Origin of the sequence: Rhizobium fabae, assembly GCF_003985135.1 — a bacterium.
In the GTDB taxonomy this organism is placed as follows: Bacteria; Pseudomonadota; Alphaproteobacteria; order Rhizobiales; family Rhizobiaceae; genus Rhizobium; species Rhizobium pisi.
The window spans coordinates 280,266-303,104 of the sequence record NZ_ML133645.1 but is presented as its reverse complement, the minus strand read 5'-3'; the positions used below and the strand labels follow the sequence as shown (position 1 = coordinate 303,104).

Genomic DNA, 22,839 nt, shown 5'->3' with positions numbered 1-22,839 from the left:
GAGTCAGATACCTTAAGCCTTTGCCGGGGCGGCTTTGCCGAAGCGGGAAACGAGGTTGAGCAGGCCCATGCTGAGCCAGGTGATCGAGAAGGCGATGACGGCGAGCGCCGAAGGCTCGTACGCCTTGTTGGCACCGACGAGCTGCAGGTAAGGACCGAAGGCCGGACGGTTGAGCAGTGCGGCGAAGGTGAATTCGCCCATGACGATCGCGAGCGTGATGAAGGCGCCTGAGAGCACGCCGCTCATGACGTTCGGGAAAATGCACTTGAACAGGATGGTCGTCCAGCGGGCGCCGAGGCTCTCGGCTGCCTCCGTCAGGGTGCGGACGTCGATCGCGCGCATGGCGGTATCGACCGCGCGGTACATGTAGGGCAGGGACAGCGTTATATAGGAGAAGACCAGCAGGATGTTAGTGCCGGTCGTCGAACCCGTCAGCGGCAGATAGGACGACGAGTTGTACATCCTGAGGTAACCGAAGACGATGACGATCGCCGGAATGACGAGCGGCAGCAGCGTGATGAATTCGACGACGGGGCGCATCTGCGGCAGGCGCAGCCGCACCCAATAGGCCGTCGGTACGACGAGCAGCATGCCGAAGACGATGGTCAGCAGCGCCATCAGCATGGAATAGCCGAAGGTCTCGCGGAACTGAATGTCCGAGAAGACCGATTCATAGGCATCGAAGCTGTATTCTCCGCGGCGCATGCGCAGCGAAAACTCGATCGTGCCGATCAACGGAATGACGAAATAGGATGCGCCCAGAATGACGGCGATCCAGGCTCCGAGACGTTGAGCTTTCATTTCTGCCACCGTTCGGCGCGCATGCGCAGCATGAGGTAAAGGACATTGGAGACGCCTGTTATAACGATCATGCCGAGCGCGATGGCGTAACCAAGGTTGGCATTGTGCAGGACGTCGCCGCGGATCTGCGCATAGAGCAGGATCGGCACGATGTTCAGCGAGCTACCGGTCAGCGCGAAGGCGGTGGCGATGGCGCCGAAGGCGTTAGCGAAGAGCAGCAGCGTCGTGCCGAGCAGGCTCGGCCAGAGGATCGGCATTGCGACCATCGTCCAGTATTGACGGTTGGTCGCGCCCAATATCTGCGAGGCTTCACGCCATTCCTTCTTCATGCCATCGAGAGCGGGCGTCAGGATCAGCACCATCAGCGGGATCTGAAAATACATGTAGGTGATGGTGAGGCCGAAGAAGGACAGCAGGTTGAAACCGGTGCCGTAGAGATTGAAGCCGAACCATTCGCGCAGGAGGAACGTCACGAGGCCGGTGCGGCCGAGCGTTGCGAGAAAGGCGAAGGCGAGCGGCACGCCGGCGAAATTCGAGGCGACGCCGGAAAAGGTTAGCAGCGTCGAGCGCACGGAGGAGGGCAGACCGCCGAGCACGACGGCCCAGGCGAGAAAGAAGCCGATCAACGCGCCGCCGAGGGCCGACGCCACCGAGACGCGGATACTGATCCAGTAAGCGCTTATGATCGATGGGGTAAAGAGATCGCCGATATTCTTCAGCGTGAGGTCGCCCTCGGGCGTCAGGAACGCGCCTGCCACAAGATAAAGCGTGGGGATGATCAGGAAAAGCAGGGAGAAAATGATGAAGGGTGCAATGCCCAGCCAGTCGATCACACGGTCTCGGTTGATCAAGGGGGCGCTGCTCACCATAGGCGTTGACACGGTGCTCATGGAAAAGCTCATCCTGGGGCGTCGGAGTGAGAAAACCTCCCCGCCTTTTGGGCGGGGAGGCTGGATCGGAGATTACTTGACGGCGGCGCCGACGACGGAATCCCAGTTCTTGGTGATGGCTTCCTTGCCGGCAGCCTGTTCTTCGAGCGTCGGGAAGACAGCCTTTTCATAGGCTGCTGCCGGCGGCAGCTTGTCGAGCAGATCCTTCGGGATCTTGTTCTTCTTGGCAAGATCGTTGAAGCGGATCGGGTGGCAATAGCCCTTCAGCCAGCCGAGCTGACCTTCGTCGGAATAGAGGTATTCCATCCAGAGCTTGGCAGCGTTCGGGTGCGGAGCGAAGGCGGAGATAGCCTGGACATAGACGCCGGCAACGACGCCGGTCTTCGGAACGACGACCTCAAACGGAGGGTTGCCCTTCAGGCTTTGACCCCAGGAGAGAGCATTGTAGTCCCAGGCGACGATGATCGGCGTGGAGCCCTGCGCGAACGGAGCGGCCTTGCCGACGACCGGTACGAAATTACCGCTCTTGTTGAGTTCGGCGAAGAACTTCAGGCCTTCTTCGCCTGCCTTGGCGGCGTTACCGCCGGATGCGGAAAGACCAGCGGCATAAACGCCCTGGACAGCCTGGTTGGCTGTGCGCGGATCGCCAGCGAGGGCGACGGTGTTTGCGTAGTCGCTCTTCTTCAGATCGGCCCAGTCGGCCGGCGACTGCTTGACGAGGTCCTTGTTCACGAGGAACGAGAGGACGCCGTAATAGTCGCCGTACCAGAAGCCGTCGGCATCCTTTGCGGTGTCCGGGATCGAGTCCCAGGTCGATACCTTGTAAGGCTGGATCAGGCCGTCCTTCTTGGCGGACGGACCGAAGGAGAGGCCGACGTCGATGACGTCAGGAGCCTGCGGGCCGGTGTTGCCCTTGTTGGCCTTGATGGCTTCGACTTCGTCGCCCGAACCTGCATCCGGGTTCAGTTCGTTGACCTCGAGGCCATACTTGGCCTTGAAGCCGGCAATGACGTCACCGTAGCCGCACCAGTCGTGCGGAAGAGCGATCGTCGTCAGGGTGCCTTCCTTCTTGGCGGCAGCGATAAGTTCAGCGCTCGGCTCAGCAGCGGCAATCGCGGTCGAAGCCACGATCATCGCAGTAGAAAGTGAAAGCAGTCGAGAAAGGTTAGAGATCACTGTTGTTCTCCTTCAGGTTTCAGTGTCTGGCGATGCTGTTAATGAGCTTGCATGAAGCTTGTGTGACACTTGGATGACGTTAATTTTGCCATGAATGGCAAGCGTTTGCGACAGATGGTTTATTTGCGACAGCGCCATCGGTTTTCGCGAAAAGCCGTCATTGTTTTTCCTTTGTTTTAGCCGCCCTCCTACCCCGGTTTGCGGAAAAGCTTGGTCTGCTCGAACAGGCCTTCCAGCGTCTTCATGCGCTCCTTCGTCTCGTCCCAGGTCGAATTCTGAACAGCCTCGATCAGCGCTTCGACGATGAAGAGAGTGACGACGGAAGAATCCCAGGCGGACGGCGCCTCGATCCGGACGCGGAAGGCATGCCTGGCAAGCTTGGCGGCAGGCGAGCCCCACTGATCGGTGAACACCACGATTTCGGCGCCGCGCTTGCGGGCGGCGGTGGCAAGGCTCACCATCTCCTGCTCGTAGCGGCGGATATCGAAGATGATCAGGACGTCGCCGGCATTCATGTTGAGGACATATTGCGGCCAACTGCTGGAATTCGACGACAGCAGCGTCGTTGCCGGCCGGATCACCTGCATATGAGTGAAGAAATATTCGGCGAGCGCGCCGGTGATGCGGCCGCCGGCGAAATAGAGGCCGCGCTTACGGTCCGACAGCAGCGCGGCGACGTTGTCGAAGGTCGCGGTGTCGAGATCGGTCAGCGTCTGGCGCAGGTTGCCCATGATGGCATCGGCGAAACGGTTGAGGATATGCGTGCCCGGCGCGTTCTGCGCCCAGCGATCGTGCTTGGCTATCGGGTTGGAGATCGTCGCCTCGACTTCCTGATGCAGATGCGCCTGGAAATCGGGATAGCCCTTGAAGCCGAGCTTCTGGACCATGCGCACGACGGTCGGCGTCGAGACGCCGGCATTCTCGGCGATGGTGGTGATGCTGCCGAGGCCGGAAACCGGATAATTGTCGAGAAGGCTTTCCGCCAACTGCTTCTCGGCGCGTGTCAGCACCGCAAGATGCGAGTGGATGACGTCCGAAACCGTCTTCGACGCAGTTGTCACTTGACTTTGCTCCCCGGGATGGTCTGGCGCCACTTTCCCAACCAAAGTTAACAACGCTGTCATAATCCATGTCAACAGCTGTCATGAAAAGAAATTTTCAGCGGATGCTTGACAGCGGTCGAAAGCTGAAGAATTCTTTTCTTATAAATATTTTATTAAGGGATAGGAGTGGCGCCTTTGGTGCTGGCCCAGCCGAAAATCCTCAGCGAAGCGGACGGCGAATGCGTCGGGATCGAGCGTATTGGCGGCCGCAGCCCGGTGCTGCTCGTCTGCGAGCACGCTTCGAACGCGCTTCCTGCCCGGTTCGGCGATCTCGGCCTGTCCAGCGAAGCGCTCTCGAGCCATATCGCCTGGGATCCGGGGGCCTTAGCGGTTGCGCGCGGCATCTCCAAAGCGCTCGACGCCACGCTTGTCTATCAGCGCTTCTCCCGGCTGATCTATGACTGCAACCGTCCGCCGAGTTCGCCCGGCGCCATGCCGGAGACGAGCGAGATCTACGCCATTCCGGGCAACAAGGATCTGACCGACGAAGAGCGCCTTGCGCGCACGGATGCACTCTACGTGCCTTTCCACGACGCCATTCGCGAGCTGATCCGCGATCGCCGGGCGAGGGGGCAGGACAGCGTCATCGTGACGATGCACAGCTTTACGCCGGTCTATCACGGCCGCCAACGCGCCGTCGAACTCGGCATATTGCACGACGAGGACAGCCGGCTCGCCGACCGGATGCTTGATGCTGCGGCCGAGGCGCCGCTCTACCGAACGGAACGCAACGAGCCTTACGGGCCCAAGGACGGCGTGACCCACACGCTGATCCTGCACGGGCTTTCGAACGGCTTGCGCAATGTAATGATCGAGGTCCGCAACGACCTCCTCACAGACGATAGCGGCCAAGGGGTCATGGCCGACTATCTGACAGGACTTCTCCAGCAAAGCCTGGAAGCCTGATAAAAAAGAAGACCCGAGGGAGCAGTTTATCTGCGGAGTCCGCACGGCGCAAATGCCGCGGACAATTGGCACTGGACCGGCCCGCAATCCCGCGGCCGGGCGGCTAACAGGGGGAAGTCATGTCTGACTATACCGATCAGGATAAGACGCAGGACGTCCATGTCCTGCATTCCATGGGCTACGCCCAGGAACTCGAACGGCGTATGAGCTCGTTCTCGAATTTCGCAATTTCGTTTTCGATCATCTGCATCCTTTCGGGCGGCATCAATTCGCTCGCACAGGCGACGTCGGGTGTTGGTGGTGCCGCGATCGGCATCGGCTGGCCGGTCGGCTGCATCATCTCGCTGTTCTTTGCGCTCGGCATGGCGCAGATATCGTCCGCCTATCCGACGGCCGGCGGCCTCTATCACTGGAGTTCCATTCTCGGCACCCGCTTCACCGGCTGGCTGACGGCATGGCTCAACCTGCTCGGCCTCATCACCGTTCTCGGCGCCATCAACATCGGCACGGCGCTCTTCCTCGGCGGCACGTTCGGCGCCCAACTCGGCATTGCGGATGCCAGCGGCGTCGTCTCGCCCGGCATGCAGGTCGTCCTGGTCGTGCTCTTCACGATCGTCCAGGCGGCGATCAACCATTTCGGCATCGGCCTGACGGCAAAACTCACCGACTTCTCCGGTACGCTGATCCTCGTGACCGCGGCCGTGCTGACGATCGCTTGCTTCTATTTCGCTCCGACGCATGATTTCTCGCGCCTGTGGACCTTCACCAATTATTCCGGTGATGCCGGCGGTGCGGTTTGGCCGCATTCGGACAGCATGTGGTATATTTTCGGCCTCGGCCTGCTCCTGCCGATCTACACGATCACCGGCTACGATGCCTCCGCCCACACGTCTGAGGAAACCAAGAAGGCAGCTCTTTCCGTGCCGCGCTCGATGGTGTCGGCCGTCATCTGGTCGTCGCTTGCCGGCTGGGTGATGCTTTCGGCTTTCGTCATTGCCATTCCCGATATGGCCGAAGGCGCCAAGCAGGGCTGGAGCGTGTTCTTCATGACCGTCAACGCCATCATGCCGGCCTGGCTGGTGACGCTGCTTTACATCGCGATCTTCATCTCGCAGTTCCTTTGCGGACTTGCGACCGTTACCTCCTGCTCGCGCATGATCTTTGCCTTCTCGCGTGACGGCGGCCTTCCGGTCGGTTCGAAGGCGCTTGCCAGCGTCAGCCCGAAATTCCGCACGCCGGTTGCGGCGATCTGGACGGGTGCGGCTCTCGAAAGCCTGTTCGTCTGGGGCGCATTGTTCATCTCGGTCGGCGAGGCGAGCCTCTACGTTACCGTGGTCAATGCGACGCTGATCTTCCTTTTCCTGTCCTTCCTCTTCCCGATCGTGCTCGGCATCTTCGCCTATGGCACCAAGAAGTGGCCGGCACCCGGACCGTGGAACCTCGGCAGCGGTGTCTACAAGGCGGTCGGGGTTCTCGCAACGCTCGGCATGATCCTGATCATCTACATCGCGATCCAACCGCCGAACGACAAGGTCTTCGGCGTAACCCTGGGCTTCATAGTGCTGGCGATCGTCATCTGGTTCGCGGTTGAGAACAGACGCTTCCAGGGTCCGCCGATCGGCGACATGATCGCCAAGCGGCAAGGCGAGATTGCCGCCGCGGAAGCCGCTGTCGGCGAAACCGGTACCGTCGCCGTTCCCGGCGAATAATCGACGTATTGAGAAGAAACGGGGCCGCATCCTGTGGCCCCGTCAGCGGTCCAACGAAAAGGCATCCGGCCGGAAAATTCCAGCGATGGCATGCCGTTTCGTTGTCCCGATTTCCGATTTTCCCTTTTCTCGTTCAGGCGGATCAATCATGAGCAGCAGCTACACAATCGACGATCTCAGGAAGGATGTTGCCGAAGGGCGCATCGACACGGTTCTGGCCTGCCAGGTGGACATGCAGGGCCGGCTGATGGGCAAGCGCTTCCAGGCGGAATATTTCGTCGAGAGCGCGTGGAAGGAAACGCACAGCTGCAACTACCTGCAAGCGACTGACATGGAGATGGAAACGGTCTCCGGCTACAAGGCGACGAGCTGGGAGAAGGGCTACGGCGACTATACGATGAAGCCGGATCTGGCGACGTTGCGCCGCATTCCCTGGCTGGAGGGCACGGCGCTCGTGCTCTGTGACGTGCTCGACCATCACACGCACGAAGAGGTCGCCCATTCGCCGCGGGCGATCCTGAAGAAGCAGGTGAAGCGCCTCGAAGACATGGGCATGAAGGCCTACATGGCTTCCGAGCTCGAATTCTTCCTGTTCGACCAGACCTACGAGGCGGCGCAGGCTTCCGGCTACCGCAACCTCAAGCTCGCCAGCGCCTATAACGAGGACTATCACATCTTCCAGACCACCAAGGAGGAAGAGGTGATGCGGGCGATCCGCACCGGGCTGCAGGGCGCCGGCATTCCGGTCGAGAATTCCAAGGGCGAGGCTTCGGCCGGCCAGGAGGAAATCAACGTGCGTTATGCCGACGCGCTCGCCATGGCCGACCGGCATGCGATCATCAAGAACGGCTGCAAGGAGATCGCCTGGTCGAAGGGCAAGGCCATCACCTTCCTTGCCAAGTGGAACTATAATGCCGCCGGCAGCTCTTCCCACATCCATCAGTCGCTCTGGAGCCTCGAGGAAAAGCCGCTGTTCTTCGACCATGCCGGCAAATACGGCATGTCGCCGCTGATGCACAATTACGTTGCCGGGCTTCTCTCCCATGCGAGCGAGATCACCTATTTCCTGGCGCCTTATATCAATTCCTACAAGCGCTTCATGGCCGGCACCTTTGCGCCGACCAAGGCGATCTGGAGCAAGGACAACCGTACCGCCGGCTATCGCCTCTGCGGCGAGGAAACCAAGGGGATCCGCATCGAATGCCGCGTCGGCGGCTCCGATCTCAATCCCTACCTCGCCTTTGCCGCGCTGCTTGCCGCCGGCATCGACGGGATCGAGAACAAGCTCGAACTCGAAGCTCCCTTCGTCGGCGACGCTTACGGCGGCAAGGACATTCGCGAGATCCCGCGCACGCTGCGCGCGGCTTCGGCCGCGATGACGGAATCGGCGATGCTGCGCAAGGCCTTCGGCGACGACGTGATCGACCATTACACCCGAGCTGCCGAATGGGAACAGGAAGAATACGACCGCCGCATCACCGATTGGGAAGTGGCGCGCGGTTTCGAAAGAGCTTAATAGGCATTTGCGGGTTTGCCCCTCACCCTAACCCTCTCCCCGCTTGCGGGGAGAGGGGACTTGCCACACGGATCGCTTGAGAGTGCGGAAAACGGTGCGGCATAACCCCTTCGCCCCGCGAGCAGGGAGAAGGTGCCGGCAGGCGGATGAGGGGCTATGACCCTCGACGAAATTTTTGATCAATACGAGGACGGAAATCGATCATGGCAATGATCCAATGCATTTCACCGGTCGACGGATCGGTTTACGCCGAACGACCGGCACTTTCACTTGACGCTGCCAAGGACGTTGTGGCGCGTGCCCGCAAGGCGCAGAAGGCCTGGGCGAAGCGACCGCTCGAAGAGCGTGTCCAGCTTGTGCTGAAGGGTGTCGCGCGGCTGAACGAGATGTCCGACGTCGTCGTGCCCGAGCTTGCCTGGCAGATGGGCCGGCCGATCAAGTACGGCGGCGAATACAGGGGCTTCAACGAGCGCTCCAACTATGTCGCCTCGATCGCGGCGGATGCGATGGCGCCTGTCGTCGTCGAGGAGAGCGACCGTTTCGAGCGGCGCATCGAGCGCGAGGCGCATGGCGTCGTCTTCGTCGTCGCCCCATGGAACTATCCCTACATGACGGCGATCAACACGATCGCCCCGGCGCTGATGGCCGGCAATACGGTGGTGCTGAAACACGCCTCGCAGACGCTGCTTGTGGGTGAGCGGCTGGTGCAGGCCTTCGTCGAGGCCGGTGTTCCCGAAGACGTGTTCCAGAACGTCTTCCTCGATCATGAGACGACGTCGGCGCTGATTGCCGCGGGCAGCTTCAACTTCGTCAACTTCACCGGATCGGTCGAAGGCGGGCGGTCGATGGAGCGGGCCGCTGCCGGCACCTTCACGGGTCTCGGCCTCGAACTCGGAGGCAAGGATCCGGGTTATGTCATGGAAGACGCCGATCTCGAAGCGGCGGTCGATACGCTGATGGATGGCGCCACCTACAATTCCGGCCAATGCTGCTGCGGCATCGAGCGCATCTATGTGCATGAGTCGCTCTATGACGCCTTCGTCGAGAAATCGGTCGCCTGGGTGTCGAACTACAAGCTCGGCAATCCGCTCGATCCGGAAACCTCGCTCGGGCCGATGGCGAACAAGCGTTTCGCCAAGGTGGTGCGCGAGCAGATCGCCGATGCAGTTTCCAAGGGCGCCAAGGCGCTTGTCGATCCCAAGCTTTTCCCTCAGGATGACGGCGGCGCCTATCTTGCGCCGCAGGTTCTCGTCGATGTCGACCATTCCATGGCCTTCATGCGCGAGGAGACCTTCGGTCCGGCGGTCGGCATCATGAAGGTGAAGAGCGACGAGGAGGCACTGGCTTTGATGAACGACAGCCAGTACGGGCTGACGGCTTCGCTCTGGACCAAGGATGTCGAGCGGGCTGCTCGTCTCGGCCGTGAGATCGAAACCGGCACCGTTTTCATGAACCGCGCGGACTATCTCGATCCGGCGCTTTGCTGGACCGGCGTCAAGGAGACGGGCCGCGGCGGTTCGCTGTCGATCATCGGCTTCCACAACCTGACTCGTCCGAAATCCTTCCATCTGAAGAAAGTCACAGCATGAGCAGCAACATCACCGCAAACTGGAGCTACCCGACATCGGTCAAGCTCGGCCGGGGCCGCATCAAGGAACTGGCCGACGCCTGCAAGAGCCTCGGCATCAAGAAGCCGCTGCTTGTGACCGACCGCGGCCTCGCCTCGATGGCGATCACCAAGAATGCGCTCGATATCCTCGAAGATGCCGGTCTTGGCCGGGCGATCTTCGCCGATGTCGATCCGAACCCGAACGAGAAGAACCTCGAAGCCGGCGTCAAGGCCTTCAAGGACGGCGGCCATGACGGTGTCGTCGCCTTCGGCGGCGGCTCCGGTCTCGATCTCGGCAAGTGCGTCGCCTTCATGGCCGGCCAGACGCGGCCGGTCTGGGATTTCGAAGATATCGGCGACTGGTGGACGCGCGCGAGCATCGAGGGCATCGCGCCGATCGTCGCCGTGCCGACGACGGCGGGCACCGGTTCGGAAGTCGGCCGCGCCAGCGTCATTACCAATTCCGAAACCCATGTGAAGAAGATCATCTTCCATCCGAAGTTCCTGCCCGGCGTCGTCATCTCCGATCCGGAACTGACGGTCGGCATGCCGAAGATCATCACGGCCGGCACCGGCATGGATGCCTTCGCCCATTGCCTGGAAGCCTATTCTTCGCCCTTCTACCACCCGATGTCGGCCGGGATCGCGCTCGAAGGCATGCGGCTGGTCAAGGAATTCCTGCCGCGCGCCTATAGGGAGGGCACCGATCTCGAAGCCCGCGCCAACATGATGGCGGCTGCCGCCATGGGCGCGGTCGCCTTCCAGAAGGGGCTTGGCGCCATCCACGCCCTGTCGCACCCGATCGGCGCCGTCTACAACACCCATCACGGCATGACCAATGCTGTGGTGATGCCGGCGGTGCTGCGCTTCAACCGCGCTGTTATCGAGGAGAAAATCGGCCGGGCGGCCGCCTATCTCGGCATCTCAGGCGGTTTCGACGGCTTCTACGACTACGTGCTGACGCTGCGCTCCGATCTCGGCGTGCCGGAGACGCTGACGGCGATGGGAATCGCCCCCGACCGCATCGACGAATTGTCGGCCATGGCGATCGAAGATCCGAGCGCCGGCGGCAACCCGGTTGCAATGACACTCGAAAATACCAAGGCCCTTTTCCGGGATTGCTTCTGACAATTGAAGGCGGACCTGCAGACTGGCCCGGAAGGCTTTGGCTTTCCTGGCCTTTTTCGTTTCAAGGCATTCCTAATTTTAGGGATGTGAAAAATAACAGGCTGCAATTTCGGCGGGCGCGTTTGGAATTTGTTAACCATGATTGTAAAGGATGGCTTAACCGCACGATGCTCCGAGAGTGCGCAAAAGAGCGATGCCGGCTCGCATCATTGCCTTCCGAGGAACGAACATGCCTGTCATTACTTTCGCAAATACCAAGGGCGGCGCCGGCAAGACGACCGCTGTTCTCCTGCTCGCGACCGAGCTTGCCCGCAAGGGTTACCGCGTCACCATTCTCGACGCCGATCCGCAGCACTGGATTTCGCGCTGGCATGAGATATCAGGTCATGTGCCCAATGTTTCGGTGATCGATTTCGTGACCACGGCCTCGCTGCCGCAGCATATCAGCGAGAACAAGCATAATACCGACTACTTCATCGTCGACCTGCCGGGTGCGCGCAACCCGCTGCTCGCCACCGCCGTCGGCCTTTCCGACCACGTGCTGATCCCGATCCAGGGCTGTGCGATGGATGCGCGCGGCGGCGCTCAGGTGCTCGAGTTGCTGCAATATCTGGACGAGAAGGCCGGCATCAAGATCGGCCATTCGGTGGTGCTGACCCGCGTCAACTCGATGGTGACGACGCGGGCGTTGCAGCTCGTCAAGTCGCTGCTCAGCGAGCGGCACGTGCCGGTGCTTGATACCGCCATCATCGAACGGTCGGCTTTCCGCGACATCTTCGACTGCGGCGGCACGCTGCACACGATTGACCCGACGCGCGTCAGCAATCTCGACAAGGCGCGTGAAAACGCCACCTGTTTCGCCGAGGAAATGATGCGCAAGCTGCCGGTCAAGCTGACGGCATCCGCCCGGATGGCGACGGCAGCCTGACAGTTACCGCATCCTTGAACGACATGCGTCCGGTTCGCACCGCGACGCATTTCGTTTTTCAGGCGCTTGCCGTGCGGGTGCCGTCGTGGAGAGAATGAGCCAGAAGGTCGGAAAGACGCCTTTTGACTTCGGCCAATTCGTCCGACATGCGATTGCGTTGCCGCGGCAAGCCTACCTCGACCACCTCCAGAATGCGTCCCGGCCAAGGGCGCATCACGACGACGCGATCCGCCAAAAAGGCTGCCTCTTCGATATCGTGCGTGACGAGCAGCATCGTCGTGGCATTCACGCGCCATAGATCGATCAGATGATCCTGGAGCTCGACGCGCGTCATCGCATCGAGCGCGGAGAAGGGCTCGTCCAACAGGAGCAACGCCGGCTTCGTCACGAGAGCGCGTGCCAAGGCCACGCGCTGCGCCTGCCCGCCTGATAGTTCCTTGATCCAGCGCTTCTCGTAGCCGCGAAGGCCGATCTTCTCCAGGGCCGCCGATACCTGCTCATCCCGTTCGCGGCTTGCCAGATGACGCAAGCCGAAACCGATATTGTCCGCGACAGTCAGCCAGGGAAAGAGCCGGGGCTCCTGGAAGACGATATTCACCAATGAGTCCGGCTCCCTCAGCAGCCGTCCCTCCAGGCTTATTTCGCCCTGCGTAGAAGCTTCCAGGCCCGACAACATCCTCAGAAGGGTGCTCTTGCCGCAACCCGATCCTCCGATGACCGCGACCAACTCCCCCTTTCCGATATTGAGGGAGAAGTCTTGCAGCGCATGCGTACCGTTGGGATAGATCTTGGATAGAGAGCGGATATCGAGCATGTCAGATCCTGCTTGCATGGCTGTCGCGCCAGCGCAGGAACGGCGCGCTCGCAATCAGAAGCAGACTGTCGGTCGCCTTGCCGACAATGGCAAAGATCAAAATAGCGGCAAAGATCTGGTCCGGTTTTCCGAGTTGCTGACCATCCACCAGAAGATATCCCAGGCCTTCAGATGCGCCCATGAACTCCGCCGCAACGACGAACATCCAACCGAGACCCAAGCCTGCGCGCAAGGCGAGGATAAAGTCCGGAAGGACCGCCGGCAGCAGGATCAGACGAATGAGCTCGAAGCCTGAAAGCCGAAAGACGCGGCCGACCTCGACGATGCGCCTGTCAACGCCGGTAACGGCGCCATAGACCCCGAGATAGACCGGGAAGAAGACGCCCACAGCAATCAGGGCGACTTTGGAAGCTTCGAAAATACCGAACCATAGGATGAACAGCGGCACCCAGGCAATGGAGGGAATTGCCCGCAGAGCCTGCAGGGTCGGATCCAGCAGGCGTGCGAGCAGTTTGGAGTAACCGGTCAGCGCCCCAAGCGCGGTTCCCACCAGCGACCCGAAGGCGAAACCGATCGTCACTCTGCGCAGCGTCGCGCCGACATGTGTTGTCAGATCTCCTGATGCCGACAGCGCATAGACTGTAGAGAGAATTTTCGAGGGTGGGGGCATCAGGCGACCGCCGACTATTCCCGCTCGGACGAGGATCTCCCAGGCGGCAAACAACGCGAGCGGAAACACGATTCCGACGATCGGATGATCGAAAGGCGAAACCCGGCGCCGCCGGGTCTCCCTTGCTGTTTCCGTCTTTTGCCATGACAGCGCGATGTCCACCAATGACATGGGGAATGCTCTTTCTATTGCTTCACTGGCCGAGAGCGGCGGAGGCGTAGCTGGGATCGATCAGCGCCGAGACGGTTTTGGCGACATCGACATCCGCCTTGATGACATCGGCCTTTTGCAAGGCGAGACCCGCGGCTTCGATCGTCTCGCGCTGCGCATCGCCGATCACGGAATAGGTGAGGTTGGTACGCTCCAACTGGCGGTCTATCACGCTATCGGGCAGCTTGGTGGCGGCGACGAGGGCGGCCTTGAGCTTGGCCGGATCTTTCAGAGCTTCGGAGCGCGCCTTCTCATAGGATGCAAGCACGCGTTTGACGAGATCGGGATGGGCGGCTGCAAACTCCTCGCGCACATTGAGCACGCCCCAGCTGTTGTTGTCAGGCTTGCGATAGAAGAGCACATCGCCGTCTTCAATCTCGGCGGAGGCCATGATCGGATCGAGGCCGGCCCAAGCGTCGACGTCGCCACGCTTCAGCGCAAGGCGGCCGTCCGCGTGCTGCAGCAGAACCAGCGAAACATCCTTTTCGGTCAGCCCTGCATCGGCCAGGGCACGCACCAGGAAAATGTGCGGGTCGGTGCCGCGCGTCACGGCGATGGACTTGCCCTTGAGGTCCTGGACCTTGGTAATGCCGGTATCCTTGCGGGTGACGAGCGCGGTCCATTCCGGACGCGAATACACATAGATGGATTTGATCGGGTTGCCGTTGACGCGGCCGATCAATGCAGCCGCACCCGCGGTCGAGCCAAAGTCGAGAGAGCCGGCATTCAGGAATTCCAGGGCTTTGTTGGAGCCTGCGGACTGGACCCAGGTTATCTTGATACCATCCTTTTCGAATTCCTTTTCCAGGATGCCTTCATCCTTCAGAATGAGGCTGACCGGATTGTAGGTCGCCCAATCCACGCGAATTTCCGAGACATCGGCAGCCTGTGCCGTGCCGACGGCGACAAAACCCGCCAAAACGCTCAAAGCCAATCGAACAAGCGATTTCATACGACCTCCAAAATGTTAGGAGGTGAAATCTACAGATTTAATAGCTTTTTTGCGTGCTTTCAGGTTCCAAACTTTAGGACGGCAGAGCAAATTTGAACTGCCGCCGCAGCTCGCGCTAGATTGTTGTGTCAAAAATGCTGTCGGTTACCGACCTCGGCCGGTCCCAGCCGTCTGGCATGACGCGGTGTTTTGGTCAGTCGACGAATTCGACCGTCACGCCCGGCTTGACCATCTTGGCAAGCTCGGTGGCATCCCAGTTGGTCAGACGGATGCAGCCATGGCTCTGGGTGCGGCCGATCTTGGAGGGCTCGGGCGTGCCGTGGATGCCGTAGGTCGGCTTGGAAAGTGCCATCCAGACGGTGCCGACCGGGCCGTTCGGGCCTGGCGGAATGTTGAGGATCTTGTCGTTGACGCCCTGCTGGAAATTGATCTTCGGATTGTAGGTGTAGCCGGGATTGAGAGCGACGCGCTCGACAGTCACTGTGCCCGAAGGGGAGGGCGTGTCGGTGGAGCCGATCGAAGCCGGGTAGGCGGCGAGGAGATTGCCGGCGGCGTCATAGGCGAAGACCTGCTTGCGGCCCTTGTCGGCGATGATGCGGGCGACGTCACCGCTTTTCGGCTCACCGGGATTGACGACCTTGATGACGGTGCCGGGAACGCTGAAATCGGCGCCGGGGTTCATCTCCTTGAGGAAGCCCTCATCCATGTGGAAGCGCTCTGCGAGCATTTCCGTGGTGGAGGTATAGGCGAGCGACGGCAGCAGCGCCTTTTGCGAATAATCTTCCGGGATCTGGGCGACGAAGGGGCCGGCGGCATCGGCCGGGGTGATCGTGTAGCTGACGACGGGCAGGCCGCCGTTCATGCGCAGTTCTTCCAGAATGGCATCGGTGTCGTTCGGGTCGAGCTTCGACCCGGTCATCTGGTCATAGGCATAGATGCCCTTGGTGACGTTCGAGCCCATATGACCGTCGATGACGCCGGGGGAGATGCCGGCGCGGTCGAGGAAGACCTGCAGTGCGACGATCTCGGGCTTCGACTTGTTCTTCAGCGTGATGACGGGCTCTTCCGGTGCCGCCTTCGGTGCGTCGGCGGGCGGAATCTGCTGATCGGGATCGATCGAGGCATAGTCGTCGCCGGGCTGCGGATTGCCGATGCTGTTATCGTTGGGATAGGGCTGCTCGCCGAGCGGCTGGCGTTCGATCGCCGCATCACGCGGGATACCGCCGGTCACGGCCCCGCGCTCGGAGTAACGCGTATCGCCATTGTTACCGTCGTCGGCATAGTAGGGATCGTTGCCGGATTGGTTGCTATAGACCTCGCGGGGGCCGGGGCGCGGCGGATAATAGCCGCGGGCGCGCATCTCGGTGGCGACGATGTTGCCGTAGGCATCGATCAGCACGCGGTTGCCGCTGCGGTCCCGGGCATAGGCAACGCCGGGGGGGAGGTAGTCGAGGATTTCGCCGTTCGGCGTGACCAGCACGACATCGCTCTGGCGGCGGTCGCGGAACTGCTGCGCGCCTGCCTCAGGCGCTGCGGCGGCAAGGGCTGCCAGCACGACCACAAGCGAAAATGCCGATTTCAAAAAGCGATTCACGTCTCAAACCTCGAACGGTGACTGGGCAGACACACACCCGTCAATTTTGACGCTAGTGTGGAATTTATGAAACTGTGCTGAACAAAATATGAAAATCACTAAGATTTCCTTTTACTCATAAACGTTTGCGTTCTTGTGTCCGTTCCGCAAAATCCACCGTTGCGGTGAAAACGCAAGATGGAGGCGGCGCCGATTGACGAAGAGTAGAGCAAAACCTAACCCTACGGCGGCCGATAAATCCTCGAGGAGACTGCGATGATCGAATTTGCCGCCGCAAGCGGGCCGCGCCTGATGCTGGACGAAACATCGGTGCTGGATATCGGCGGCTGCATCATCGACGGCGTCGATATCGCGCCGAAGCGGGCCATTCCCGATGACGGCGATCCGCGAATCGATCATTCGCTTGAAGGCTTCCTCTTCACCTGCGGACCGGACCATATCCGCCACCGCCAGCCGATCCCCGGCCGGTCGGACGGCAAGGTCTATCCGTTGCACGGATCGGCCTCCGGCCATGCGGCGAAGGTGCTGTGGACGAAATTCGAGAACGGCAATGCCGAATGCCGCGCCGATATCGACATCGTGACCGTCGAGGGCCTGTCGCAACGCATCGAGCGGCTGTGGCGGATCGAGGGGGCGACCGGCGAGGTGCGGCTCGAGGACCGCGTCGTCAATACCAGCGACCGGACCGTGCCGACCTTCCTGATGTATCACATGAACACCGGCGGCAAATGGCTGGACGAGGGCACCCGGCTCGAAGGGCGGATGCTTGCGAATGGCGGCTTTCCCTGGACCTTCGGCGAGGAGCCGGGCGGCATTTTCTGCCTCCCCGCGCAGGCGACGGAGGAGGGCTTTGCGGAGGTCCGGCTCGGGCCGATCGCCGCGATCGGCGGCAGGACGCTTCGCGTGCGCTTCCGTGCCGATACGCTGCCTTATCTGCAGGTCTGGCGGAACCAGAAGGCGCCGGCCCATATCATCGGCATCGAGCCCGTTTCGCACCGCTGGGTCTTGCGCGACGAGCTTGAGGCGGCCGGAGAGTTCAACATGCTGGCGCCTGGCGAGAGCCGCAGTTATGCGCTGACCTTCACCTTCCTGTGAGCGAAGTGTTGTTGACGCCTGCCGGCCTGCGTCGTAGACCTTCAGCCCATGATTTTTAGGAGACAGGACGATGGATATTCGCCAGATCGACGATGAATATTCGGTTTCGGGTCAGATCACGCCCGAGGACCTCGACGAGATCAAGGCGCTGGGCTTCAAATCGATCGTCTGCCATCGCCCCGACCAGGAAAGCCCGGACCAGACGCCGTTCTCGGTCATCGAGGCGCGCGCCAGGGAGCTCGGCCTCGATATCGCGCATGTGCCTGTGGGACCGATGGGCGTGACCGAGGAAGCGGTGCAGGGCATGGTCGACGCGCTCGACGAATTCCCGCGACCGATGCTCGGCTATTGCCGCTCCGGCGCACGCTCGACGGCGATCTATCAGAAGACCCATCATATCCGCGGCTAAGCCCGGCTCCGGAGCCCGATTTTCCGGCGCTGTCCCTCAGCGCCGCCACTTTCCATTCACTGAGGAGACTATAATGAGCATCAAGCGTATCGACGTCGGCTCGCGCATGAGCGGCGCCGTCATTCATGGCAACACGGTCTATCTCGCAGGCCAGGTCGGCGAGGGCGAAAGCGTCACGGATCAGTGCAAGTCCTCGCTTGCCGAAGTCGACCGCCTGCTGGCTGCATCAGGCAGCAGCAAGTCGAAGATCCTGCAGACGATCATCTACCTCTCCGATATCGCCTATTTCGCAGAAATGAATGCGGTCTGGGAAAGCTGGATCGATCCGGCCAATCCGCCGGCCCGTGCCACCAGCGAAGCAAAGCTCGCTGCGCCGAAATACAAGGTCGAGTTCATCGTTACGGCAGCGATCGACTGAGTTCGCGTCAGTTCTGTCTCTGAAAGCCGGTGGGGAAACCTACCGGCTTTTTGTTTGAGCGATTTCCGAGAGCGTGCGCGTCGGCGTGATCGCTTCCGGATCGAGCTTGACCTCGATGATCGCGGGCTTGCCGCTGGCGCGCGCCCGCTCGAAGGCCGGGGCGAATTCCTCCGTCTTCTCCACCGTCTCGCCATGGCCGCCATAGGCGCGGGCAAGGGCTGCGAAGTCGGGATTGGTCAGATCCGTGCTGCTGACGCGGCCGGGATATTCGCGCTCCTGATGCATGCGGATCGTGCCGTACATGCCGTTGTTGACGACGACTGATATGATCGGCAGGCCGTAGCGGATGGCGGTGGCGAATTCCTGGCCGTGCATCATAAAGCAGCCGTCGCCGGCAAAGCAGATGACCTCGCGCTCGGGAAAGAGATGCTTGGCGGCGACAGCGGCCGGCAGGCCGTAGCCCATCGAGCCGGAGGTCGGGGCGGACTGCGTGTTGAAGCGGCGGAAACGATGGAAGCGGTGCACCCAGGTCGCGTAATTGCCGGCGCCGTTGGTGAAGATCGTCTCCGGCCCGGTATTGGCCTCCAGCCATTCCATGATCGGCCCCATCTGGACTGTGCCCGGGCCGGTTGCCGGCGGCTTCGACCAGCCGAGATAGGCCTGGTGCATACGCTCGGTGCGCTCGGCCCAGCGCGGCTCGGCCGGCGCTTCCAGATCGGCAAGTGCGGCGACGAATTCGGAGGGTGCGGCGCAGATGGCGAGATCCGGACGGTAGACGCGGCCGAGTTCGGAAGCGTCGGGATAGACGTGCACCAGCGATTGCTGGGGGTAGGGGATATCGATCAGCGTATAGGACGAAGACGGCATTTCCGACATGCGGGCGCCGAGCAGGATGAGCAGGTCGCTCTCCTTGACCTCTTTTGCCAGGGCAGGATTGATGCCGATGCCGACGTCACCGGCATAGCAGGGATGGAGATGATCGAACAGCATCTGCCGGCGGAAGGAGCAGCCGACCGGCAGGCTGAAGCGTTCCGCGAAGCTCTGGAAATCGGCAACGGCATCGGCATCCCATCGCGTGCCGCCGAGGATCACCATCGGCCGCTCGGCTTTCAAGAGGCGCAGATAGAGGTCGTCGATCTGGCTGCGGCCGGGATGAGCCTCGACGCGCGCGTAGCGTCTGGCGCGGGGCGCCTCCACCTCATCGCGCAGCATATCTTCCGGCAGCGTCAGCACGACGGGGCCTGGGCGGCCGGAGGTCGCGATCGCAAAGGCGCGGGTGACGAATTCGGGAATGCGGGCGGCATCGTCGATTTCGCCGACCCATTTGGCGAATTCGGTGAAGGCGCGGCGGAACTCGACCTCCTGGAAGGCTTCGCGCTCGCGCGCTTCCCGCTGCACCTGGCCGATGAAGAGGATCATCGGGATCGAATCCTGTTTTGCGATATGCAGGCCAGCAGACGCGTTGGTGGCGCCGGGGCCGCGGGTGACCATGCAGATGCCGGGTTCGCCGGTCAGCCTGCCCCAGCAATCCGCCATCATCGCCGCTCCGCCTTCCTGGCGGCAGACGAGGACGTCGATATCGCTGTCGCGCAGCGCGTCGAGGACGGCAAGGAAGCTCTCGCCGGGCACGCAGGAGAGGCGCTTGACGCCGTTTGCCTTCAACGCCTCGACGATCAGTTCCCCGCCGGTCTTCTTCATGACGATGCCTTCCTCTCGTACGCGGCGAGTTCCGCCAGAATTTCATCCCTGTGTTCGCCGAGGCGCGGGCTCGGCCTGGTGTAACGCAATGGCGTCTCGGACATGACGACCGGCGTCCTGACCCCCGGGATCATCGTGCCTGCGGCATCCGCAAGATCGATGCGCAGGCCGCGGGCCTGCACCTGCGGATCGGCGAACATTTCCTCGATCGTGTTGATCGCGCCTGATGGAACCGCATTCTCCTCGCAGGCTTTCAGGAGATCCGCCTTCTGCCATTTCAGCGTCTCGGTAGAGATGAGGCGGCGCACCTCGCCGCGATTGGCGACGCGAGCCTTGTTGGTGGAAAAGCGCTCGTCGCCTGACATCGCCTCCAGGCCGAGGATGGTGCAGAGGCGGCGGAACTGGCCGTCGTTTCCCACAGCAAGGATGAGATAACCGTCAGCCGCCGGCACGACCTCATAGGGCGAAATGTTGGGATGAGCATTGCCGAGGCGGGTCGGTGCGGCGCCGGAAATGAGGTAATTCATGTTCTGATTGGCAAGCACGGCCGACTGTACGTCGAGCAGGGCCATGTCGATGAGCTGGCCTTCGCCTGTTTTCAGCGCGTGGATCAATGCGGCCTCGATTGCCGAGACGGCATAGATGCCGGTGAAGATATCGGCGATCGCCACACCCGCCTTCATCGGCTGGCCGTCAGGCTCTCCGGTGATCGACATGAAGCCTGAGATGCCCTGGACGATATAGTCGTAGCCGGCGAAGCTGGCATAGGGGCCGGTCTGGCCGAAGCCGGTGATCGAGCAATAGACGAGCTTCGGGTTCACCTTCCGCAGGCTGTCGTAATCGAGCCCGTATTTGACGAGGCCGCCGAGCTTGAAATTCTCGATCACCACATCGGCGGTGGCGACGAGCCGGCGGACGAGATCCTGGCCTTCGCCGCTCTTCAGGTCGGCGGTGATGGAGCGCTTGCCGCGATTGGTGGCGTGATAATAGGCGGCCGAGAGATTTTCGCCGTCGGCGCCTTCGACGAAGGGCGGTCCCCATTGGCGGGTATCGTCGCCGCCATCGGGATTTTCGACCTTGATGACGTCGGCGCCGAGATCGGCAAGCATCTGTCCTGCCCAGGGGCCGGCCAGCACGCGGGCAAGCTCGATCACCCGGATGCCGGCAAGCGGCGGCTTTTTCGTCACGGTTTCCGTCATATTCCTCCGGAAGGCGGTTACGGCGCCAGCGTCGCCTCAGATGTATCGGATACGGGTCTGGATGCAAAGCGGCGCTCGCGCCAGAGGATGTAGAAGCCCGACGCCATGATGATCATGATGCCGAGCCATTTGACCGCATTCGGAAAGTCGCCGAAGACCAGCCAGGCGAAGATCGTCGCCGATACGATCTCGAAATATTGCAGCGGCGCCAGCGTCGAGGCCGGTGCGGCGCGATAGGCATAGACCCCGAAGATACCAGCGGTTGCCGCCGTGGCGCCGACGCCGGCGAGATAGAACCAGACATTGCCCTGCGGCATGACGGGATCGAGGAGGTCGGAACCCGTTCCCTCGCCGAAGAAGAGCAGGATGGCGCAGAAGAGCAGGCCCCAGACGCCCATCTGGAACTGCATCGCCCAGGGGTCTTCCCTGTGCGAGAGGACGCGCGTCATCAGCACGAAGGTTGCGATGCAGAGCGCGCTGAGGACGGGCAGAAGCGCGACATAGCCGACCTCCTCGAAGCTCGGCTGGATGATCAGCATCGCCCCGAAGAAGCCGACGCCGCAGGCGGTATAGCGCCGCCAGCCGATCGTTTCCTTCAGGAAGATGCCGCCGAAGATCGTCACGATGATCGGCTCGACGAAGAAGATCGCAATCGCGTCGGCGACCGCCATGTATTTCAGCGTGGTGACGAAGGAGATCATCGAGACGGTGATGATCGCGCCGCGGATGGCATGGAACAGGCTCTGGCTCCAGGAGAAATCGGTAAAGCTGCGCCGCCACAGCACGATCGGCAGCATGCAGAGCGCCTGGATGGCGAAGCGGGCGGCGGTGACCTCGGCGGATGGAATGGTGACGACGGCAAGCTTGGAGAAGATATCGATGAGCGGCGAGACCATCACCGATAGAAACATCAGCGCAAGCCCGGTCGTCACTTCGGAGGCGGACGAAACTGTGCGGGAGGAGGTGCTGCTCATGATGGAATCCCTGTGGCTCAGGCTCTTGCGACGGCCCTGGCGCACCAGTCCGCAAAGGCCGCGGTCGCCGCATCCGCGCCGATCTCGTTCAGCGTTTCGTGCCGCATATCCTGATATATCAAGGTGCTGATACGAGAGAAGCCTTGGCCTTTCAAATGGTTTGACAGCCAGAGGATGGCTTTTCCACGCTCCGTTGCTGGATCTTCTCCGCCGCCGACCAGATGGATCGGCATGTCCCGCGCCAGCCGGTCGAGATGGACCTTCTGCGGCGCGCGGAAGGTCATCTCGAAGAGATCGAGCCAGAGGGAGACGGAGGCATCGAAACCGCAAAGCGGATCGGCGACATATTTGTCGACCTCTCCGGGAATGCGCGACAGCCAGTCGAATTCGGTGCGGTGGCCGGGAACGGATCTGCCCCAGGTGCCGAAGGTGAGCTTCGGCAGCAGGCCGCTCGGCACGTCGGAGCCTTTCAGCATGCGCTCGGCAAGGAGGATCGCCTGGGCGGCGCGGCCGGCAAGGCCGACGGCGAAATTCGAATTCCAGACGGCGATGGCATCGAAATCGGCCGGGGCCGTGACCGCCGCGTTGAGAGCGATGAGGCCGCCCATCGAATGGCCGAAGAGGATGACCGGCAGGCCGGGGTGGCGGGAAGCGGCATGGGCGCGCATGGCGATGACGTCGCCGATCACCTTTTCGACGCCGCCGCGCCGGGCAAAACGGCCGATCGGCGCGTCGGGCGCCGTCGTCTCGCCGTGGCCGCGGTGATCATGGGCATAGACGTGATAGCCGCGTGCTGCCATCGTCTCGGCAAAGGCGCGGTAACGTTTGGAATGTTCGGCGAGCCCGTGCGATATCAACAGGATGCCGCGCGCCGGGCCGGCAGCCTCGGCATGATGATAGGCGAGCGACGCCTCCGGCACCGCGAGCCTTCGCGTTTCAGAAAACATGCAGGTCCTCCTTGCGGCAACAGACCAGATCGCCGGGCAAATGCAACAGAGGCGTTTGATTTATCCGATAACAATTTGCGATGCTGTTGCGAT

The 22,839-nt window shown here is 61.6% G+C and carries 21 protein-coding genes; 9 read left to right on the top strand and 12 right to left on the bottom strand.

Features of this window, described 5'->3' with window-relative positions; genetic code table 11:
* Positions 1 to 12: 12 nt before the first annotated feature.
* From EFB14_RS01545 to EFB14_RS01530, 4 genes are all read right to left on the bottom strand, one after another.
* A complete protein-coding gene (locus EFB14_RS01545) occupies positions 13 to 801 on the bottom strand; it encodes an ABC transporter permease (protein ID WP_126822115.1) in 789 nt (262 codons plus the stop codon).
* Positions 798 to 1,691, bottom strand: coding sequence for an ABC transporter permease (locus tag EFB14_RS01540; protein ID WP_097620932.1), 894 nt, complete (start codon positions 1,689 to 1,691; stop codon positions 798 to 800). Before EFB14_RS01540 ends, EFB14_RS01545 begins: the two co-directional genes overlap by 4 nt.
* A gap of 72 nt (positions 1,692 to 1,763) precedes the next feature.
* Positions 1,764 to 2,867 carry an ABC transporter substrate-binding protein gene (locus EFB14_RS01535; protein WP_126822113.1) on the bottom strand — a complete coding sequence of 368 codons (1,104 nt, stop codon included), beginning with the start codon at positions 2,865 to 2,867 and terminating at the stop codon, positions 1,764 to 1,766.
* 188 nt (positions 2,868 to 3,055) lie between these two features.
* Complete coding sequence (locus EFB14_RS01530) at positions 3,056 to 3,928, bottom strand: MurR/RpiR family transcriptional regulator (RefSeq protein WP_126822111.1); 873 nt, start codon at positions 3,926 to 3,928, stop codon at positions 3,056 to 3,058.
* Positions 3,929 to 4,105: 177 nt separating this feature from the next.
* Here EFB14_RS01530 and EFB14_RS01525 point away from each other — a divergent pair, with 177 nt between their 5' ends.
* From EFB14_RS01525 to EFB14_RS01500, 6 genes are all read left to right on the top strand, one after another.
* The gene (locus EFB14_RS01525; RefSeq protein WP_126822109.1) at positions 4,106 to 4,876 is read left to right on the top strand and encodes an N-formylglutamate amidohydrolase; all 771 of its coding nucleotides are present in this window, start codon (positions 4,106 to 4,108) and stop codon (positions 4,874 to 4,876) included.
* A 119-nt stretch (positions 4,877 to 4,995) separates the two neighbouring features.
* A complete protein-coding gene (locus EFB14_RS01520) occupies positions 4,996 to 6,585 on the top strand; it encodes an amino acid permease (protein ID WP_126822107.1) in 1,590 nt (529 codons plus the stop codon).
* Positions 6,586 to 6,733: 148 nt separating this feature from the next.
* Positions 6,734 to 8,101: a glutamine synthetase family protein gene (locus EFB14_RS01515; protein WP_125843539.1), complete on the top strand. Its 1,368-nt coding sequence runs from the start codon at positions 6,734 to 6,736 to the stop codon at positions 8,099 to 8,101.
* Between the two features lie 203 nt (positions 8,102 to 8,304).
* Positions 8,305 to 9,690, top strand: a complete 1,386-nt coding sequence (locus EFB14_RS01510) for an aldehyde dehydrogenase family protein (RefSeq protein WP_126822106.1) — start codon at positions 8,305 to 8,307, stop codon at positions 9,688 to 9,690.
* Entirely contained in the window at positions 9,687 to 10,838 is a 1,152-nt protein-coding gene (locus EFB14_RS01505) for an iron-containing alcohol dehydrogenase (RefSeq protein WP_126822104.1), read from the top strand. The genes EFB14_RS01510 and EFB14_RS01505 overlap by 4 nt, the downstream gene beginning before the upstream one ends.
* 229 nt (positions 10,839 to 11,067) lie before the next feature.
* Positions 11,068 to 11,766 carry a ParA family protein gene (locus EFB14_RS01500; RefSeq protein ID WP_245438192.1) on the top strand — a complete coding sequence of 233 codons (699 nt, stop codon included), beginning with the start codon at positions 11,068 to 11,070 and terminating at the stop codon, positions 11,764 to 11,766.
* A gap of 58 nt (positions 11,767 to 11,824) precedes the next feature.
* On the opposite strand, the gene EFB14_RS01495 is transcribed toward EFB14_RS01500, so the two are convergent.
* The 4 genes from EFB14_RS01495 to EFB14_RS01480 all read right to left on the bottom strand — a co-directional run bounded on the left by EFB14_RS01495 (position 11,825) and on the right by EFB14_RS01480 (position 16,006).
* Positions 11,825 to 12,580, bottom strand: coding sequence for an ABC transporter ATP-binding protein (locus EFB14_RS01495; protein WP_126822100.1), 756 nt, complete (start codon positions 12,578 to 12,580; stop codon positions 11,825 to 11,827).
* A 1-nt stretch (position 12,581) separates the two neighbouring features.
* Positions 12,582 to 13,421, bottom strand: coding sequence for an ABC transporter permease (locus EFB14_RS01490; RefSeq protein ID WP_126822098.1), 840 nt, complete (start codon positions 13,419 to 13,421; stop codon positions 12,582 to 12,584).
* A 22-nt stretch (positions 13,422 to 13,443) separates the two neighbouring features.
* The gene (locus EFB14_RS01485; protein ID WP_126822096.1) at positions 13,444 to 14,412 is read right to left on the bottom strand and encodes an aliphatic sulfonate ABC transporter substrate-binding protein; all 969 of its coding nucleotides are present in this window, start codon (positions 14,410 to 14,412) and stop codon (positions 13,444 to 13,446) included.
* Between the two features lie 193 nt (positions 14,413 to 14,605).
* Positions 14,606 to 16,006, bottom strand: a complete 1,401-nt coding sequence (locus tag EFB14_RS01480; protein ID WP_126822094.1) for a L,D-transpeptidase — start codon at positions 16,004 to 16,006, stop codon at positions 14,606 to 14,608.
* Between the two features lie 255 nt (positions 16,007 to 16,261).
* Between EFB14_RS01480 and EFB14_RS01475 the strand changes: the two genes are divergently transcribed.
* The 3 genes from EFB14_RS01475 to EFB14_RS01465 all read left to right on the top strand — a co-directional run bounded on the left by EFB14_RS01475 (position 16,262) and on the right by EFB14_RS01465 (position 17,928).
* Positions 16,262 to 17,101: an aldose 1-epimerase family protein gene (locus EFB14_RS01475; RefSeq protein WP_126822092.1), complete on the top strand. Its 840-nt coding sequence runs from the start codon at positions 16,262 to 16,264 to the stop codon at positions 17,099 to 17,101.
* 70 nt (positions 17,102 to 17,171) lie between these two features.
* Positions 17,172 to 17,510: a protein tyrosine phosphatase family protein gene (locus tag EFB14_RS01470; protein ID WP_125843549.1), complete on the top strand. Its 339-nt coding sequence runs from the start codon at positions 17,172 to 17,174 to the stop codon at positions 17,508 to 17,510.
* Positions 17,511 to 17,583: 73 nt separating this feature from the next.
* Positions 17,584 to 17,928 (top strand): RidA family protein, encoded by a 345-nt coding sequence (locus EFB14_RS01465; RefSeq protein WP_126822090.1) that lies wholly within the window; start codon positions 17,584 to 17,586, stop codon positions 17,926 to 17,928.
* Positions 17,929 to 17,967: 39 nt separating this feature from the next.
* Here the strand turns inward: EFB14_RS01465 and EFB14_RS01460 are convergent, their stop codons facing one another.
* The 4 genes from EFB14_RS01460 to EFB14_RS01445 are packed head-to-tail and all read right to left on the bottom strand — an operon-like array spanning position 17,968 to position 22,746.
* A complete protein-coding gene (locus EFB14_RS01460) occupies positions 17,968 to 19,626 on the bottom strand; it encodes a thiamine pyrophosphate-binding protein (protein ID WP_126822088.1) in 1,659 nt (552 codons plus the stop codon).
* A complete protein-coding gene (gene caiB, locus EFB14_RS01455; RefSeq protein WP_126822086.1) occupies positions 19,623 to 20,825 on the bottom strand; it encodes a succinate--glutarate CoA-transferase in 1,203 nt (400 codons plus the stop codon). The genes EFB14_RS01460 and caiB overlap by 4 nt, the downstream gene beginning before the upstream one ends.
* A 17-nt stretch (positions 20,826 to 20,842) precedes the next feature.
* Positions 20,843 to 21,799 carry a DMT family transporter gene (locus EFB14_RS01450; protein ID WP_126822084.1) on the bottom strand — a complete coding sequence of 319 codons (957 nt, stop codon included), beginning with the start codon at positions 21,797 to 21,799 and terminating at the stop codon, positions 20,843 to 20,845.
* A 17-nt stretch (positions 21,800 to 21,816) separates the two neighbouring features.
* Complete coding sequence (locus tag EFB14_RS01445) at positions 21,817 to 22,746, bottom strand: alpha/beta fold hydrolase (protein WP_126822082.1); 930 nt, start codon at positions 22,744 to 22,746, stop codon at positions 21,817 to 21,819.
* Between the last annotated feature and the right edge of the window lie 93 nt (positions 22,747 to 22,839).

What these genes read in the sequence shown, in the direction of transcription:
- EFB14_RS01545 (WP_126822115.1), bottom strand. Translation starts at nt 801, where the DNA reads ATGAAAGCTCAACGTCTCGGAGCCTGGATCGCCGTCATTCTGGGCGCA.
- EFB14_RS01540 (WP_097620932.1), bottom strand. Translation starts at nt 1,691, where the DNA reads ATGAGCACCGTGTCAACGCCTATGGTGAGCAGCGCCCCCTTGATCAAC.
- EFB14_RS01520 (WP_126822107.1), top strand. Translation starts at nt 4,996, where the DNA reads ATGTCTGACTATACCGATCAGGATAAGACGCAGGACGTCCATGTCCTG.
- EFB14_RS01515 (WP_125843539.1), top strand. Translation starts at nt 6,734, where the DNA reads ATGAGCAGCAGCTACACAATCGACGATCTCAGGAAGGATGTTGCCGAA.
- EFB14_RS01510 (WP_126822106.1), top strand. Translation starts at nt 8,305, where the DNA reads ATGGCAATGATCCAATGCATTTCACCGGTCGACGGATCGGTTTACGCC.
- EFB14_RS01505 (WP_126822104.1), top strand. Translation starts at nt 9,687, where the DNA reads ATGAGCAGCAACATCACCGCAAACTGGAGCTACCCGACATCGGTCAAG.
- EFB14_RS01500 (WP_245438192.1), top strand. Translation starts at nt 11,068, where the DNA reads ATGCCTGTCATTACTTTCGCAAATACCAAGGGCGGCGCCGGCAAGACG.
- EFB14_RS01495 (WP_126822100.1), bottom strand. Translation starts at nt 12,580, where the DNA reads ATGCTCGATATCCGCTCTCTATCCAAGATCTATCCCAACGGTACGCAT.
- EFB14_RS01490 (WP_126822098.1), bottom strand. Translation starts at nt 13,421, where the DNA reads ATGTCATTGGTGGACATCGCGCTGTCATGGCAAAAGACGGAAACAGCA.
- EFB14_RS01485 (WP_126822096.1), bottom strand. Translation starts at nt 14,412, where the DNA reads ATGAAATCGCTTGTTCGATTGGCTTTGAGCGTTTTGGCGGGTTTTGTC.
- EFB14_RS01475 (WP_126822092.1), top strand. Translation starts at nt 16,262, where the DNA reads ATGATCGAATTTGCCGCCGCAAGCGGGCCGCGCCTGATGCTGGACGAA.
- EFB14_RS01470 (WP_125843549.1), top strand. Translation starts at nt 17,172, where the DNA reads ATGGATATTCGCCAGATCGACGATGAATATTCGGTTTCGGGTCAGATC.
- EFB14_RS01465 (WP_126822090.1), top strand. Translation starts at nt 17,584, where the DNA reads ATGAGCATCAAGCGTATCGACGTCGGCTCGCGCATGAGCGGCGCCGTC.
- EFB14_RS01460 (WP_126822088.1), bottom strand. Translation starts at nt 19,626, where the DNA reads ATGAAGAAGACCGGCGGGGAACTGATCGTCGAGGCGTTGAAGGCAAAC.
- caiB (WP_126822086.1), bottom strand. Translation starts at nt 20,825, where the DNA reads ATGACGGAAACCGTGACGAAAAAGCCGCCGCTTGCCGGCATCCGGGTG.
- EFB14_RS01450 (WP_126822084.1), bottom strand. Translation starts at nt 21,799, where the DNA reads ATGAGCAGCACCTCCTCCCGCACAGTTTCGTCCGCCTCCGAAGTGACG.
- EFB14_RS01445 (WP_126822082.1), bottom strand. Translation starts at nt 22,746, where the DNA reads ATGTTTTCTGAAACGCGAAGGCTCGCGGTGCCGGAGGCGTCGCTCGCC.